This is a genomic window from Bacillus sp. FSL L8-0654 (assembly GCF_038629965.1).
Lineage (GTDB): Bacteria > Bacillota > Bacilli > Bacillales > Bacillaceae > Bacillus > Bacillus safensis.
Genome location: NZ_CP152026.1, coordinates 210231 through 225255, shown reverse-complemented (window position 1 = coordinate 225255; position 15025 = coordinate 210231). Strand labels below are relative to the sequence as shown.

Annotated in this window: 16 protein-coding genes; 7 read left to right on the top strand and 9 right to left on the bottom strand. The window is 41.6% G+C overall.

Annotated elements, in window-relative coordinates; all coding sequences use genetic code 11:
- Nucleotides 1-20: 20 nt before the first annotated feature.
- The 6 genes from MHH65_RS01265 to MHH65_RS01240 all read right to left on the bottom strand — a co-directional run bounded on the left by MHH65_RS01265 (nt 21) and on the right by MHH65_RS01240 (nt 3261).
- Nucleotides 21-251, bottom strand: a complete 231-nt coding sequence (locus MHH65_RS01265; protein ID WP_024427452.1) for a sulfurtransferase TusA family protein — start codon at nt 249-251, stop codon at nt 21-23.
- A 33-nt stretch (nt 252-284) separates the two neighbouring features.
- Nucleotides 285-1412 carry an MBL fold metallo-hydrolase gene (locus tag MHH65_RS01260; RefSeq protein WP_024427453.1) on the bottom strand — a complete coding sequence of 376 codons (1128 nt, stop codon included), beginning with the start codon at nt 1410-1412 and terminating at the stop codon, nt 285-287.
- A 14-nt stretch (nt 1413-1426) separates the two neighbouring features.
- Entirely contained in the window at nt 1427-1981 is a 555-nt protein-coding gene (locus MHH65_RS01255; RefSeq protein ID WP_024427454.1) for a sulfurtransferase TusA family protein, read from the bottom strand.
- 47 nt (nt 1982-2028) lie between these two features.
- Nucleotides 2029-2382 carry a rhodanese-like domain-containing protein gene (locus MHH65_RS01250; RefSeq protein WP_024427455.1) on the bottom strand — a complete coding sequence of 118 codons (354 nt, stop codon included), beginning with the start codon at nt 2380-2382 and terminating at the stop codon, nt 2029-2031.
- 12 nt (nt 2383-2394) lie between these two features.
- Nucleotides 2395-2877 (bottom strand): DsrE/DsrF/DrsH-like family protein, encoded by a 483-nt coding sequence (locus MHH65_RS01245; RefSeq protein WP_024427456.1) that lies wholly within the window; start codon nt 2875-2877, stop codon nt 2395-2397.
- A gap of 123 nt (nt 2878-3000) precedes the next feature.
- A complete protein-coding gene (locus tag MHH65_RS01240; protein ID WP_003217059.1) occupies nt 3001-3261 on the bottom strand; it encodes a metal-sensitive transcriptional regulator in 261 nt (86 codons plus the stop codon).
- 178 nt (nt 3262-3439) lie between these two features.
- Here MHH65_RS01240 and MHH65_RS01235 point away from each other — a divergent pair, with 178 nt between their 5' ends.
- Nucleotides 3440-3946, top strand: coding sequence for a hypothetical protein (locus MHH65_RS01235; protein ID WP_098677705.1), 507 nt, complete (start codon nt 3440-3442; stop codon nt 3944-3946).
- 40 nt (nt 3947-3986) lie between these two features.
- Nucleotides 3987-4595, top strand: coding sequence for a transglutaminase family protein (locus tag MHH65_RS01230; protein WP_025092498.1), 609 nt, complete (start codon nt 3987-3989; stop codon nt 4593-4595).
- A 114-nt stretch (nt 4596-4709) separates the two neighbouring features.
- On the opposite strand, the gene MHH65_RS01225 is transcribed toward MHH65_RS01230, so the two are convergent.
- On the bottom strand, nt 4710-5546 hold the full coding sequence (locus MHH65_RS01225; RefSeq protein ID WP_039176112.1) for a helix-turn-helix transcriptional regulator: 837 nt from the start codon (nt 5544-5546) through the stop codon (nt 4710-4712).
- Between the two features lie 103 nt (nt 5547-5649).
- Here MHH65_RS01225 and fabF point away from each other — a divergent pair, with 103 nt between their 5' ends.
- A complete protein-coding gene (gene fabF, locus MHH65_RS01220; protein WP_098677706.1) occupies nt 5650-6882 on the top strand; it encodes a beta-ketoacyl-ACP synthase II in 1233 nt (410 codons plus the stop codon).
- A 335-nt stretch (nt 6883-7217) separates the two neighbouring features.
- Here fabF and MHH65_RS01215 read toward each other — a convergent pair whose 3' ends face one another.
- Complete coding sequence (locus tag MHH65_RS01215) at nt 7218-7595, bottom strand: multidrug efflux SMR transporter (protein ID WP_034284218.1); 378 nt, start codon at nt 7593-7595, stop codon at nt 7218-7220.
- Between the two features lie 278 nt (nt 7596-7873).
- On the opposite strand from MHH65_RS01215, the gene MHH65_RS01210 reads away from it, so the two are divergent.
- The 4 genes from MHH65_RS01210 (at nt 7874) to MHH65_RS01195 (ending at nt 13393) form a co-directional block, all read left to right on the top strand.
- Nucleotides 7874-9937, top strand: a complete 2064-nt coding sequence (locus MHH65_RS01210; protein WP_098677707.1) for a thioredoxin domain-containing protein — start codon at nt 7874-7876, stop codon at nt 9935-9937.
- A 152-nt stretch (nt 9938-10089) separates the two neighbouring features.
- Nucleotides 10090-10860: a SurA N-terminal domain-containing protein gene (locus MHH65_RS01205; RefSeq protein ID WP_039176104.1), complete on the top strand. Its 771-nt coding sequence runs from the start codon at nt 10090-10092 to the stop codon at nt 10858-10860.
- A 224-nt stretch (nt 10861-11084) separates the two neighbouring features.
- Complete coding sequence (glpT, locus tag MHH65_RS01200; protein WP_024424430.1) at nt 11085-12419, top strand: glycerol-3-phosphate transporter; 1335 nt, start codon at nt 11085-11087, stop codon at nt 12417-12419.
- Between the two features lie 92 nt (nt 12420-12511).
- Nucleotides 12512-13393: a glycerophosphodiester phosphodiesterase gene (locus MHH65_RS01195; RefSeq protein ID WP_268414622.1), complete on the top strand. Its 882-nt coding sequence runs from the start codon at nt 12512-12514 to the stop codon at nt 13391-13393.
- 38 nt (nt 13394-13431) lie between these two features.
- On the opposite strand, the gene MHH65_RS01190 is transcribed toward MHH65_RS01195, so the two are convergent.
- Nucleotides 13432-14820: an amino acid permease gene (locus MHH65_RS01190; protein ID WP_034621697.1), complete on the bottom strand. Its 1389-nt coding sequence runs from the start codon at nt 14818-14820 to the stop codon at nt 13432-13434.
- Nucleotides 14821-15025: the final 205 nt, after the last annotated feature.

The window sequence follows — 15025 nt, the reverse complement described above, 5'->3', positions numbered from 1 at the left end:
AGCAGATACCCCTACATCCTTTAGGACCCTTTTCTCATCCAGAACTTCAGCACGTGACCTTCTTCTGTCTGCGTGATCAATTCATGTCCGCTTGACTTCGCCCATGCGGCCAAGTCAGCTTTAGCCCCTTTATCTGTTGCATGTATTTCTAAAACTTGACCTTCCGCCAAGTCGTTCATTTTTTTCTTCGTTCGAATAATCGGCATTGGGCATGCGAGCCCTGTTACGTCTAATAGTTGATCAGATGTCATTTAATCGTTCCTCTTTTCTTATTTTATTGGACATTATCGAATCGCACAACGGTTTGGACCCATTTCCATTTCACGCTGCTCTTCCACATCTGGGTTCAGCTTCCCCATATTGGCTTGACGAATCTCTTGGAAGGCATGCGGCTGTGCAGGCAGACCTTCCGTCACCATCTTTCTAAACACATGTTGATCTTCAATATGGAGCCCATGATTTTCTTTTAAAAGTGAGCCGAGCTCCTTCCAAACACTGCCGTCTTCATTCATTTCTTCGATGGTCATGAAGTGCGCAGGCAGAACGATGTATTCCTTTGAAAACGCCATATACCGTTCATAAAGCGTCTCTCTCAAATCATCTACCCAGTCCTCCGCCATTCCAGCAAGATCAGGTCTTCCAATTGAATCAATAAACAAAATATCACCTGAAAGAAGATATTGATTGTCTACGATAAAAGATGTTGAGCCGATTGTATGTCCCGGGGAATAAATGGGTTGAATATCAATAGAAGCTGCTCCAATCGTTATCCGCTGTCCTTCTTCAAGACGTTCATATTCAAAGGTTACCTCTTCTGCATCTTTTGGCGGCAGCCAGTAGGTGGCACCCGTTTGTTCAGCCAACTTTTTCCCACCAGAAATATGATCCGCATGGAGGTGAGTATCCAGCACATGCGTCACAGAGACATCATGCTTTTTCGCAAAATCGATATAGATCTCCGTCATTCGAGCTGCATCCACAACCGCGGCTTCTCCATTGGACACGATCATATAGGACAGACACCCTTTGCCCATTCGTACAAATTGATACAGCTCTCCTCCGCCGCTTAAATCACCTATTTTCACTGGCTCTAGATGCTCACTCCATGCCTTCATGCCGCCCTGCAAATAATGAACAGGCACGCCAGCCTCTGAAAGCATCTCTGCCACCAGGATAGAGGAACCTTCCTTAGCACAAACCACCAATACTTCACGGTCACTAGGAATGTGCTGTAAAAGGTCCTCTACTCCGTCAAGCAGATCAAAATAAGGCACATTCAAATCAACGATTGCTTCCCCTTCAATCTTCCAGTCCTGCACATCTGCTTGATTTCGCACATCTAGCAAAAAGAGCGGCTCTTTGCCCACGATCTTTTTTGTTAACTGCTCTGCAGTCATGGCTTTAACCGTCATGTTTTATTCAGCTCCTATTTTTCAATGGCTCCTGTCCAGCTATTCATGCCTGGCACCACATTGATTAATTGTTGAAATCCTTTCTCTTTTAGCTTTTGCGCAGCTAATTCACTTCTTCTGCCTGAATGACAGATGAGATAAATGTCCGATTCTCTTGTTAACTCCTCAGCACGATGTTCCACCTCACCAAGCGGGATATGAACAGCTCCTGGGATATGCCCCGCTTCGTATTCATCCAGCTCTCGTACATCCAAAATAAACAGAGATTGATCTTCTTTTACCTTCTGTTGAAAGGCATTCAAAGATATTTCCGAAATCATAGGCTCTTCCTCTTGCGCTCCGCCCTTACGAATCAAATGATGGAGCACCTGTCCTTCTACTTTTGTTCCTAAAAACTCATGGCCGGCACTTTTTGACCAAGCCGCTAAATCCGCTGCTGATCCTTTATCGGTAGCTTGCACTTCAAGTACATCTCCTGGCAAAAGCTCATTCATTTGTTTTTTTGTTTTCACAATCGGCATCGGGCATGCCAATCCTTTTGCATCTAAAATGACTGTTGGTTGCTGCATGTGATGTCCTCCTTTATATAGGGGTGGGGGTATATTTTTATGCTTGCTTAATGCCAAGTATTCATACCACCCTTGATGTTTGTAATATGAGTAAATCCTTGCTTCTTCAATATTTTCGCTGCCTGCATACTTCTCATTCCGCTTTGGCATATCACGTAGATCTCTTCATTTTTCTCAAGCTGAGAAGCTCGTTCTTTTAACTGAGGTAAAGGAATGTTTCGAAACCCTTTAATATGGTTTGTTTGAAATTCTACTGGAGATCGTACGTCAATGAGCTGTTGACCTTGGTTTTTCAGTTTTTTCTTCATATCAGCTGCATCCATTTGGTTCACACCTCGAACCGGCAGGAAACGGCTCACAAGTAAGCCAATCACCAGGATGAACAAAATCGTTTGAATCATTTCATCACCTCACTAAATAAATAAATTCACATTCCCAATTTCAGCCTCTGCTAAATACGCCGCCACACCAGCATATTGAATCTCATCTAATAATTCTTTCTCCTGCAGCCCTAAAAGGTCCATCGTCATTGTACATGCTACGAGGTTGATCTCCTGTTCCTTTGCCATATCAATGAGCTGCGGCAAGGTCATGGCATTGTGCTTTTTGATGACGTGCTTAATCATCTTTGGGCCCATTCCAGCAAAATTCATCTTTGAAATGCCCATTCGATCAGCCCCGCGCGGCATCATCTTGCCAAACATTTTTTCTAAAAAACCTTTTTTCATTGGCACCATTTCATCCTTGCGCAAGGCATTCAGCCCCCAAAAGGTATGAAAAATCGTCACTTCATGATCATAGGCTGCTGCACCATTGGCAATAATATAAGCCGCCATCGCTTTATCATAATCTCCACTAAATAGCACAATCGTCGTGCGTTTTTTCTGTTCTTCCATCTTGCTCCTCCTCCACTATTACCCATGGGGGTATATAGAAAATAAAAAATATATACACATACCGGTGAGGGTATATTATAACAAGTAAAAAAATCCGTCAACCTTCAAAGGCTGATGAATTTCTTACCGGCTTTTCACCAATAGCTCAACCGCTTCTTTCACAAGACCCTCCGTATCCTTACCTTGTTCAAGGCTTTCACGGACACATTGTTCAAGATTTGTACTCACAATCACACCCATTGCACGATCAATGGCATTGCGTGATGCAGACAGCTGCGTCACCACCTCGCGGCAATCCTTTCCCTGCTCCATCATCGCAAGAACCCCTTTAATCTGCCCCTCAATCCGGCGAAGACGGTTCTTCATCTGTTGATTATATTCCATTCACAAGTACCCCTTTCTATTCTTTCTATGAACAGATAGTATACCCTAAGAGGTATTTAGTCAAACGACTTGCCCTTCTCATTGGTAGAGAATGTGAAAATAATTGCACATTCCACCATTTATTGATAAAAAGAAAATAATCAACGAACGAGAAATCATGAAGAAAAGAGGACAGCCCATGACTTTACATCATTATATTGGATCAAACAAAGAACTGCCGCTTGGTACCATTGGTCAAAATCCCACCTATAAACCATTCTCTGAACTCAATATCAACATGTTTGATAAAAAACAAAAAAAGCCAAAAACCTATCAAAAAGAAGAACTTTTGATAGAAGTATTTGAAACAGAAGAGGATTTCGAAGGCATTCACATTGATTATCTAGATACCGTCTATGAAGCGGTAAGAAACAAATTCACGCATCCTTTTGTTTATGAATTAGACATCATTCATTCTCTTCGTGCACTTTTTAAATTCATTGAAAAAGAGCTGTCACAAGGAGAAACCATCGAAATCTATTCTTGTGTAGATGGACTCGAAACGAAAGAAAAGGATGATCAATTGGATGTAGAAATTGACCTAAGCAAAAAACGGTTTGGAAAACATATCGATTTTAAAGAGATCGATGAACTGATTGATATGTTTGAATTAGAAAACTTACAATATGTGTTGGTGAAGAAATAGACCTCCTGCGGTAAAAGTATAGAGAAAAGGGGACATCATCATGAACTTGACATGTGAATCTAAAAATTTTGATGATTATTTATGTGAACTAGCTGAAGTTGATTATTCTCATCCTCTTATTCGAGCAAAATCAAATGAACTTTTCAATCCATTGCAGACAGAAATAGAAAAAGCAAAAGCAGCCTATGAGTTTGTTCGAGATGAAATTCCCCATACATGGGATATCCAATCCAAACGAGTGACTTGTCATGCATCAGAGGTATTAACTTATAAAGAGGGAATTTGCTACGCAAAATCGAACCTATTAGCTGCTCTATTGCGCTCACAAGGAATACCCACAGGTTTCTGTTACCAGCGATTAATGTTGTTCGATACGCCAGATAAAGGATATTGTATTCACGCATTAAATGCAGTATTTCTGCAATCACTTAATAAATGGATTCGATTAGACTCTCGTGGCAACAAAACAGGAATTGATGCTCAATTCTCACTGGATCATGAAAGATTAGCTTTTCATACCCAACAAGAATTAGATGAAGTCGACTATCCTTTGATATATGTAAGACCCCATCCAAAAACAATGAGTATTTTAAAAGAACATACAGACGCTATTGAGATGTATCAACACCATTTACCAGAAAAGATATAGGCTTGGGGCCAAGAACCTTCGACAAAGCCAAACGTGAAAATAAACCGGTGCTTGTTAGCATCGGTTATGTCCCTTGTCACTGACGGCTTGGGATCTATTTTATATTAACGAAACCTAGCCTTCAATCAAACGTTTTAACTTAAGCTCCGTATCAGTATCCTCAACTGGAGTATAGACGCTGCATCTTAGATCAGTATCCCCATACACTTGTAATGAAGTGAGATTAAACAACATTTTACCTGCCTTAGCATGACGAAATTCAATTAATACTTCAGGTGCATAGCTGATCTCATTTTCATTCCAAATTTTACGAAACTCAGGATATGCCTGCTCCATTTCTTCTATAAATTGCTCATACCAGTCATCTGCCACATACTGTCCGTAATACGTTCTAAATATGGCGATATATCCTCTAACAAAATGCTCCCAATTCACCGCTAAACTTTTAAATTCCTTTCTTGCGAATAGTAAGCGTATGATATTCCTTTCTGCCGGGATGATTTGTTCAAAGTCCAAAAATACGTTAGCTGCTGCTTGATTCCAGCCAACAATCTGACTTCTTCTATCAGATATAATCGTCGGGCAATAACGAAGTTCCTGCAAAATTTTCACTAAAGCCGGACTGATTTCCTTCTCATTCTCAATGATAAAGGATTGTTTCACTCCTTCCTCTAACGCTAAAGCGTACAAATATCTCCTTTCATCGTTATTTAATTGTAATGCACGAGAAATCGCATCTAATACCGAAGTTGATACTTTTATATCTCTTCCTTGCTCTAACCATGTATACCAAGTAAGACTCACACCGGCTAGTTGAGCCACTTCTTCTCTTCTCAGCCCTGGTGTTCTTCTGCGGGTTCCTACAGGTAAACCAACCATTTGGGGCGTAATTTTCGAACGTTGGTTTTTTAGAAATTCTGATAATGCTTGAAGTCTTGTTTCAGGTTTCATGAAGATCTCCCTTTAAAATATTATTAATTATACTAGGATAAACAACAACTTGTAATAGGATAACACAATGGCTAAAGTTAATAAAAACAAGGAGGGAATGATCATGAAAAGAGTTGTCATTACTGGAATGGGAGTTATTTCTCCACTTGGAAATGATGTAAATAGCTTTTGGAATCAACTAATCAAAGGACAATCGGGAATATCTCTCATTGATTCTTTTGATACAACTGATTATAAAACAAAAATAGCTGGAATCGTTCGTGATTTCGATGCAGATGAAATATTGGGAAGAAAAGAAGCAAAACGATTAGACCGTTTTAGTCAGTTTGCCTTAGCAGCAGCCGAACAAGCATTAGAAAATTCGCAATTACAGTTAGATCAAGTTGATCTTGAACGTTTAGGCGTATATGTTGGTTCAGGAATCGGGGGAATCCAATCGCTTGTTGATCATGTCAATGTATTAGATAAACGAGGTCCCTCAAGAGTAAGCCCCAGCCTTGTCCCCATGATGATTTCAAATGCAGCTGCGGCCCAAATCAGCATTAGATTAGGGGCACAAGGGCCATCATTGTCACCAGTCACAGCTTGTTCTATTGGGAACACCGCTATTGGTGAAGCTTTCAATGCGATCCGAAATGATGATGCAGATATTATATTTGCCGGAGGAGCAGAAGCTGCTGTTTCACAGATATCTTTGGCCAGTTTTGGAAACGCACACGCACTATCTACTAGAAACCAAGACCCAAGCCGGGCCAGCCGTTCATTCGATACAGATAGAGATGGCTTTGTGATGAGTGAAGGCGCAGGTATCTTAGTATTAGAATCATTAGAAAACGCGATTCTTAGAGGTGCGCCGATATTATGTGAAGTAGTGGGGTACGGAGCTAGTTCAGACGCTCATCATATGGTAGCATCCCACCCAGAAGGTAAAGGTGCCTACTTAGCCATGAAAAAGGCGTTGAGAAGTGCAAACATATCAACAGATGATATTGATGTTATTAGTGCACATGCAACAAGTACACAAGTAGGTGATCGTTCAGAAGTTCTAGCTATTAAGAAATTATTTGGTGAACGTTCAGGTGAAGTTCCAACAACGGCAAACAAATCAATGACAGGGCATATGTTTGGTGCTGCCGGCGGAGTAGAAGCCATTGCTTTAGTGGAAAGTTTGAGACGAGGAATGATTCCGCCAACTATTAATGTAGAGAATCAAGATCCAGACTGCAACTTAGATGTTGTATTAGAAGCGAGACAGCTTCCTTTGAAATACGGGCTATCCAATTCTTTTGGTTTTGGAGGACATAATTCAGCCATCTTGTTAAAGCATTACGATTGATGTAGCTATCAAGGGTTTATAGCCCTTGATTTTTTTATTTTGGGAATACCTCACAGACAAATTATGAAGGGCCTCAATCTGATATATTAACCCCACAGATTTATACTATTATACTATATTTACATTAATTGTAATATATTAGATCGAAAAGCCATTTAAAATTCTTAATGTAAAAAGGTACATTTTGGCTACGCGCAAGCAATTTGATTGCATTTCTTTGCTGCAATAGCAATACTTTCATGTCTTGACATGATAGATGTTGAAATGCAAAAAAAAAGAAAAGAGGATAACAAAAGTTATCCTCCGCTTTAATATTTATGTTCATGCTTTTCTAATCACTCAGCTTCATTGTTTGTTGTAGCGCTTGCGTTTTCAACACTATGTGCTTCACCATGACCTGGCCCGAAAAGATTTAATATTACAACTCCTACAAGTATCAAAACAATCCCAGTAACACTAGCAACGTTAATTTTTTCTTTCCAAATCAAAATCGAGATTATTGTAGTAAGAATAATACCTATACCAGACCAAAGTGCATAGGCGGTATTCAAAGGTATGGTCTTCATTGCAAGTGATAAGAAGAGCAGGGAGCCTATAAAAGAAATAATTGTACCAATAGTAGGGTAAAGTTTTGAGAAGCCTTCTGCAGCCTTGAGCATAGAAGAACCAATAAGTTCACCAATAATTGCGAGCAATAAATATAAATATGCCATTATTACTCTCTCCTCCTGTATAAAAAATCAACGACTTAAAAAACTGTATTAAACCTTTATAGGTTTACTTCACTAAATCTTTATTAAGTACAACTTTACAAGAAACCAAAAATGTTTTTAAGTCTTTATTTTTCAAAAAAATTGTGCGCAAAATGACTGGTGATCCTTAGTCCAGTAGATAAAATCTAATCTAGATAATCTAATAAGATATAAACTAAACTGCACTATGGTACAGTAAACATAAAAACAAATAATGAAAAGTGAAAGAAGGTGAACCAATGCCCACTAACAATAAGCCCAATAGATTAATCGCTGAGAAGTCTCCTTATTTACTTCAACACGCTCACAACCCAGTTCACTGGTACCCGTGGGGGCAAGAAGCATTCGATAAAGCCAAACGTGAAGATAAACCAGTGCTTGTCAGCATCGGTTATGCCACTTGCCACTGGTGCCACGTCATGGCACACGAAAGCTTTGAAGATCAACAGGTCGCTGGCATCTTAAACGAGCATTTTATTTCGATTAAAGTCGATCGTGAGGAGCGTCCAGATATCGACTCTATGTATATGTCTGTTTGTCAGATGATGACGGGGCAAGGCGGCTGGCCGTTGAACGTGTTTGTCACGCCGGATCAAAAGCCTTTTTATGCTGGGACATATTTCCCGAAAAGAAGTGCTTACGGGCATCCTGGCTTCATTGAGGCACTGACACAATTGCTGGATGCGTACCATAATGACCGAGATCATATTGAATCATTGGCAGAGAAGGCGACAAATAACCTGCGGATCAAAGCAGCAGGGCAGACAGAAAACACGCTGTCACAAGAGGCAATTCACAAAGCCTATTACCAGCTCATGAGCAGCTTTGATACGCTGTATGGCGGATTCGGCTCCGCACCGAAATTTCCTGCACCTCATATGCTCTCATTTCTGATGCGCTATTACGAATGGACAGGACAGGAGAATGCGCTGTATGCAGTCACGAAAACGTTAGATGGCATGGCAAATGGCGGTATATACGACCATGTTGGTTCGGGTTTTTCTCGTTATTCAACAGACGAGAAATGGCTTGTGCCGCATTTTGAAAAAATGCTGTATGATAACGCGCTGCTGATGGAAGCTTACACAGAAGCGTATCAGCTCACCTCAAAACCTGAGTATGAAAAACTTGTCCAACGCCTGATTCAATTTATTAAACAAGATATGATGAATCTAGGCGGCTCCTTTTATTCAGCGATAGATGCAGATTCTGAGGGGAAAGAAGGACAATATTACGTCTGGGCAAAAGATGAGATCATCACCCATTTAGGGGAGGAGCTTGGCGCTTTATTTTGCGACTTCTATCACATCACAGAAGAGGGGAACTTTGAAGGGGAGAACATCCCTCATACCATTTCTACCTCTTTTGAGGACATCAAAGCCTCTTTTTCGATCGACGATAAAACCCTTCAATCCAAGCTGCAAGAAGCGCGGCATATTTTACAATCAGTCAGACAGCAGCGACCCGCGCCGCTTGTCGATGACAAGGTGCTTACATCTTGGAATGCGCTGATGATCGCAGCTCTCGCCAAAGCAGGAAGGGTCTTTGATGCAGAGGAAGCGATCCGTATGGCGAAGCAGGCGATGTCTTTTCTAGAAACACACCTCGTCCAACATGATCGGCTCATGGTCCGCTACAGAGAAGGTGACGTGAAGCATCTCGGCTTTATCGAGGATTATGCGCATATGCTAAAAGCGTATATGTCTTTATACGAAGCGACCTTTGAGTTAGCGTGGCTGGAAAAGGCGGCAGCCATTGCCGAGAACATGTTTGAGCTGTTTTGGGACAAGGAAAAAGGGGGCTTTTTCTTCTCGGGATCAGATGCGGAAGCGCTCCTCGTTCGAGAAAAAGAAGTGTACGACGGCGCCATGCCTTCTGGTAACAGCACCGCACTCCATCAGCTTTTGAAACTCAGCACAATGACAGGACGTCAAGACTGGCTGAAAACATTAGAACAGATGTTCAAAGCCTTTTATGTGGATGTCTCTTCCTACCCAAGCGGACACACAGCGTTTCTGCAAGGGCTCCTAAGTCAATATGCGGCGAAAAGAGAAATCATCATTCTCGGAAAAAACGGCGACCCTCAAAAAGAACAGCTTTTACAGGCGCTTCAAAAACGCTTCGTTCCATTTGATATCATATTGACTGCCGAAACAGGGAAAGAATTAGCGAAGCTCGCGCCCTTTACAAAAGATTACAAAACAATCGATGGCAAAACCACCGTGTATATTTGTGAAAATTACAGCTGCCGCCAGCCAATCACCGATATCGACGAAGTGATGGAACAATTATTCCACAATTGAGTTTGTCATGAGATGACTATGAGAAGACAAAATGAGGACAAACAGATAAAAAACATGTCAATCCGCTAACAAATTGTCTGTACGGTTTTATTTTTCCTAAAAAACGGTTAGAATGCGCACTAGACGTTCTCATACCGAAGGGAGAGAAAATGATGAAAAAGGTATCATACACACTCATCGCTTGTTTGTTATCTGTTGGACTTGCAGCCTGCTCGTCAAACGATGCCAAACAAGATAAGCAAAACGACGCAGCCAAAAACAAGGAAACAACACAGGCTGATCAAAAAGAGCAGCAAAAGCAAATGGAAGAAATGCAAAAGAAATTAGACGCACAAAAAATCGATGATCAAAAGGTCGTTGCGACCGTCAACAAAGACAAAATCACAGGCAGTGAATACAATAGCGCCTTATCTACCATTCAAGGCCAGCTTCAGCAGTCCGGGCAAGACCCCACTTCTAAAGAAGGCGAGAAAGCAGTCAAGAAACAAACCATTGATGCGCTCGTAGGACAAGAGCTCATCCTGCAAGATGCTGAGAAGAAGGGCTTCAAAGCCTCTGACAAAGAGGTAGATAAGCAGCTAAAGGAAGAAAAGAAACAGTTCAAAGACAACGCTCAATTTGAAGAAGCACTTAAAAAGAGCGGACTCACATTGGATCAGCTGAAGAGTGACATTGCCGACAGCATCAAATACAGCCAATATGTCGATAAAGAAATCAAATCAGCCTCCGTCTCTGAGAAAGACGTCAAAGCGTACTATGATCAATACGCAGACCAAATGAAAAAACAAAAGCAAAAAGCACCAGAATACAAAGAGGTTAAATCACAAATTAAAAAACAGCTAGAATCTCAAGAAAAGCAAAAAGAAGTCCAAAAAGAAATTGAAAAACTAAAGAAATCTGCGAAAATTAATGTTTCTCTATAACCGCTAAGAAAAAATCCGCCATTGTGCGGATTTTTTTGTTACTTCATGAACTATATTTCCAAATTTATGACAAAAGCCTCATCATAAACGTCTCTTCCATCCGATATGATGGGAGTACAAAAGAAAGCGCTAACAATTCTTTTGTCTCTAAAAAGGTACAGGATCAAAAGCAATTCTCGTACTTTTGCTTCAGTCAATCGGACATCTACAAAAGGAGGATCATTATGTTCAAATGGTTTAAACCTGCTCCACATATCGACAGGCTTGATGATGCCAAAACAGACGAGACGTATAAGCGGCTGCGGCTGCAAGTCTTTCTAGGCATCTTTATCGGGTATGCGGGCTACTATTTGCTGCGCAAAAATTTCGCTTTTGCTATTCCATATCTACAGGAAGAGGGGTTCACAAAAAGTGAATTAGGCTTTGTACTCGCAGCCGTATCCATTGCTTATGGCTTTAGTAAATTCATCATGGGGATGATCTCAGACCGCTGTAACCCCAGATACTTTTTAGCCGCCGGACTCTTTTTATCAGCTCTTATCAATATCCTATTTGTCTCATTTCCGTGGGTCACATCCAGTGTATGGATCATGTTTTTATTCATGTTCTTAAACGGCTGGTTTCAAGGCATGGGGTGGCCGCCATGCGGACGTACGATGGCGCACTGGTTTTCGGTTAGTGAACGTGGTACGAAAATGTCCATTTGGAACGTCGCTCACAATATCGGCGGGGGGATTCTTGCACCGCTTATCACATTAGGGATTGTACTGTTTGCGACGTGGAAAAGCATCTTTTTCTTCCCTGCCATCATTGCCATTATCGTCTCCTTCGTGATCATTCTTCTTGTACGGGATACCCCGCAATCCACTGGTCTTCCGCCAATCGAGGAATATCGAAATGACTATCCGGCACAAAACTATGAGGATCAAGAAAAAGAATTAACAGTGAAAGAAATTTTATTTAAATATGTACTCAACAATAAATTCCTATGGTATATCGCCATTGCCAACGTGTTTGTATACTTCGTCCGTTACGGTGTTGTTGACTGGGCGCCGACCTACTTAACAGAAGCAAAGGGCTTTTCACCAGAGCATTCACGCTGGTCTTATTTTCTTTATGAATATGCAGGCATTCCCGGTACATTATTGTGCGGCTGGATTAGTGACCGCTTCTTCAGAAGCCGCCGCGCACCAGCTGGCGTCATCTTTATGGCCGGGGTGTTAATTGCCGTTCTTGTTTACTGGCTAAACCCTGCAGGCAATCCAATGGTCGATAACATTGCCCTTATCAGCATCGGTTTTTTGATTTACGGACCTGTCATGCTCATTGGACTTCAAGCCATTGATCTCGCTCCGAAAAAAGCGGCTGGCACTGCTGCCGGACTGACAGGCTTCTTCGGCTACATTGGCGGCTCTGCCTTTGCCAATGCCATGATGGGTGTCGTCGTGGATCACTATGACTGGACAGGAGGCTTCATTTTACTGGTTGGTTCTTGTGTGCTTGCGATTGTTTTCCTCGCCATGACATGGAATACAGGAAAGCGCGTAGAGCAAGCTTAATGAAAATCACATAAAAGATTCATATCTGCCCAACATGCTCTTTACATCTATTTCTTATGATAGAGGCAGTTACCGTAAAAGGAGGATAAAATATGAAGAAAAGTAGATTACTTGCTTTCGTGTTGCTCTCTTTTGCTTTACTGTCTTTTGCGTGGGTGCCGGCCACCGTATCGGCACATGAAAACCTTTTATCTCCAGATCGCATCTTAACCGTTGCACACCGCGGAGCATCAGGGTATGCACCAGAGCATACCCTGGCTTCCTACAAGCTCGCCAAAAAAATGAATGCAGATTACCTCGAACTCGACCTTCAAATGACAAAGGATGGACATCTCATCGTGATGCATGATGAAACCGTTGACCGAACCACAAACGGAACAGGCTGGGTCAAAGACCTCACACTTGCCGAAATCAAACAGCTTGATGCTGGTACATGGTTTAACGAAGCAAATCCCGACAGACAAAATGCCAACTATATCGGACAGAGAGTCCTTACATTAGATGAGGTGCTGCGCTATTTCGGTAAACGAGAGAATTATTATATTGAAACAAAAAAACCAGACCTTTATCCGCAAATGGAAGAAAAACTATTGGCCGCCTTAAAGAAACATCATTTTCTTGGGAAACACACAAGAAAAGGGCAGGTTATCATACAATCCTTTAGTCAGGACAGCCTGATAAAGCTGCAGAAATTAGCTCCACGCCTGCCAAAAGTACAGCTATTAGACAGAAACCAAATGACATCCATCACAGACGATCAGCTCGACTTTATCAAAACGTACGCCGTGGGTGTTGGACCGAATTTCAGAGCATTAACACCTGAAAACGTCCAGCAGGTCAGAAGCCACGGACTCCTCCTTCATCCATATACAGTCAACAGCGAAGCAGACATGACCCGTCTACTGCAATACGGCGTCACCGGTCTTTTCACCAACTTTCCAGATGTCTTTAACCGTGTAAAAGCTTCACTCTAAATAAAAAAGCCTTGCGGTCCATCCCGCAAGGCTTTTGATTATTTCACCGTTTGATCAGAAGAAGCTGTTTCAATCGGCTTTCGTTTTCCAATTCCAAATACAAAAAAGCTAAGTGCCACTAAAATCAAGAATCCAATTGCTACAATAAGAGAAATACGCGTATCCTGATTAATGAGCATAAACACAAGAACCATCAATAAAAATCCGATTGTAAGATAGTTAGAAAACGGTGCTAGCGGCATCTTGAACGGGTGCTGATCAAGCGCTGCCCCCTTCGCCTTTCTGAAGCCGATATGACTAATCAAAATGACAAACCAAGGCACCATCCCAGGAAGGACACTCGCACTATACACGTAGACGAAAATGTTTGGCGGAGAAACATAATTCAGGACCACTCCTATCGCTAAACCAATCAGCACAGCGAATGTCCCAAAATACGGTACACCGTTCTTCGAAATTTTCGTAAAGAAAGCAGGCGCCTGACCATTCACACCTAATGTATAAAGCATACGGCCCGCACTGAAAATACCACTATTACAGCCGGACATCGCTGCTGTAATGACAACAAAGTTAATAATACCAGCAGCTGCTGTAATCCCGATCTTCGCAAACGTCGCCACAAATGGACTGCCAAGGGTATTCAGCTGATCCCAAGGATACACAGTCACAATGACAAAGATCGCACCGATATAGAAAATCAAAATACGCCAGATGATACTTTTGATGGCATTTGTCAGCGTCTTTTGCGGATTTTGCGCCTCACCCGCTGTAATCCCAATCAGCTCGACACCTTGATAAGCAGCAATAACTAGAGACAATGCAAACAGGAATCCGCTAAACCCACCTGTAAAGAACCCGCCATGCGCCCAAAGGTTAGACAGCCCAATAGGAGTTCCGCCATTTCCAAAACCGAAGAAAATAATGCCTAAACCTGCAACAATCATCAAGATAATCGTCACAATTTTGATCATCGCAAACCAAAATTCAAATTCACCAAATGACTTAACCGAAATCAAGTTGGCCGCTCCTAAAATGATCATCGCAATTAACCCTGGAATCCACGCAGGCAGCTCTGGGAACCAATATTTCATATAAGCCCCAACCGCAATAATTTCAGACATTCCGACAATGACCCACTGGAACCAGTTACTCCAAGCCGTCATATACCCTGCAAGCGGATGAATATATTGATGCCCGAATGTAGCAAACGACCCTGTACTCGGCTCAAGATATAACATTTCTCCCATCGCACGCATAATAAAAAAGATAAAAATACCACACACTGCGTACGCTAGAAGAACCGATGGACCTGTCCACTGAATGGCCTTCGCTGACCCCATAAATAAGCCAACACCGATTGTGCCGCCAAGAGCGATCATTTGAATATGGCGGGCACTTAACCCTCTCTTTAATTCCTTTTGAGCCACTTTTCTTCCCCCTCATCAACAAACAACATAAAAAATAAAAATCAGAATTTTCATTCTGATTGAGAAACATCAATCTTTCGATGTATATTATCATAATAAATCTACCCTTAAAAAACAATTGTTTTTTTGAGGAAAACACTATTAACAAAATATTCTGACATAAAATTAAGTTCAAATTGTTTTATATTGATATAATCAATAACCA

Excerpts from the sequence above, each read along its gene's own strand:
- MHH65_RS01265 (WP_024427452.1), bottom strand. The coding sequence starts at position 251 with ATGACATCTGATCAACTATTAGACGTAACAGGGCTCGCATGCCCAATG.
- MHH65_RS01260 (WP_024427453.1), bottom strand. The coding sequence starts at position 1,412 with ATGACGGTTAAAGCCATGACTGCAGAGCAGTTAACAAAAAAGATCGTG.
- MHH65_RS01255 (WP_024427454.1), bottom strand. The coding sequence starts at position 1,981 with ATGCAGCAACCAACAGTCATTTTAGATGCAAAAGGATTGGCATGCCCG.
- MHH65_RS01250 (WP_024427455.1), bottom strand. The coding sequence starts at position 2,382 with ATGATTCAAACGATTTTGTTCATCCTGGTGATTGGCTTACTTGTGAGC.
- MHH65_RS01245 (WP_024427456.1), bottom strand. The coding sequence starts at position 2,877 with ATGGAAGAACAGAAAAAACGCACGACGATTGTGCTATTTAGTGGAGAT.
- MHH65_RS01240 (WP_003217059.1), bottom strand. The coding sequence starts at position 3,261 with ATGGAATATAATCAACAGATGAAGAACCGTCTTCGCCGGATTGAGGGG.
- MHH65_RS01235 (WP_098677705.1), top strand. The coding sequence starts at position 3,440 with ATGACTTTACATCATTATATTGGATCAAACAAAGAACTGCCGCTTGGT.
- MHH65_RS01230 (WP_025092498.1), top strand. The coding sequence starts at position 3,987 with ATGAACTTGACATGTGAATCTAAAAATTTTGATGATTATTTATGTGAA.
- MHH65_RS01225 (WP_039176112.1), bottom strand. The coding sequence starts at position 5,546 with ATGAAACCTGAAACAAGACTTCAAGCATTATCAGAATTTCTAAAAAAC.
- fabF (WP_098677706.1), top strand. The coding sequence starts at position 5,650 with ATGAAAAGAGTTGTCATTACTGGAATGGGAGTTATTTCTCCACTTGGA.
- MHH65_RS01215 (WP_034284218.1), bottom strand. The coding sequence starts at position 7,595 with ATGGCATATTTATATTTATTGCTCGCAATTATTGGTGAACTTATTGGT.
- MHH65_RS01210 (WP_098677707.1), top strand. The coding sequence starts at position 7,874 with ATGCCCACTAACAATAAGCCCAATAGATTAATCGCTGAGAAGTCTCCT.
- MHH65_RS01205 (WP_039176104.1), top strand. The coding sequence starts at position 10,090 with ATGAAAAAGGTATCATACACACTCATCGCTTGTTTGTTATCTGTTGGA.
- glpT (WP_024424430.1), top strand. The coding sequence starts at position 11,085 with ATGTTCAAATGGTTTAAACCTGCTCCACATATCGACAGGCTTGATGAT.
- MHH65_RS01195 (WP_268414622.1), top strand. The coding sequence starts at position 12,512 with ATGAAGAAAAGTAGATTACTTGCTTTCGTGTTGCTCTCTTTTGCTTTA.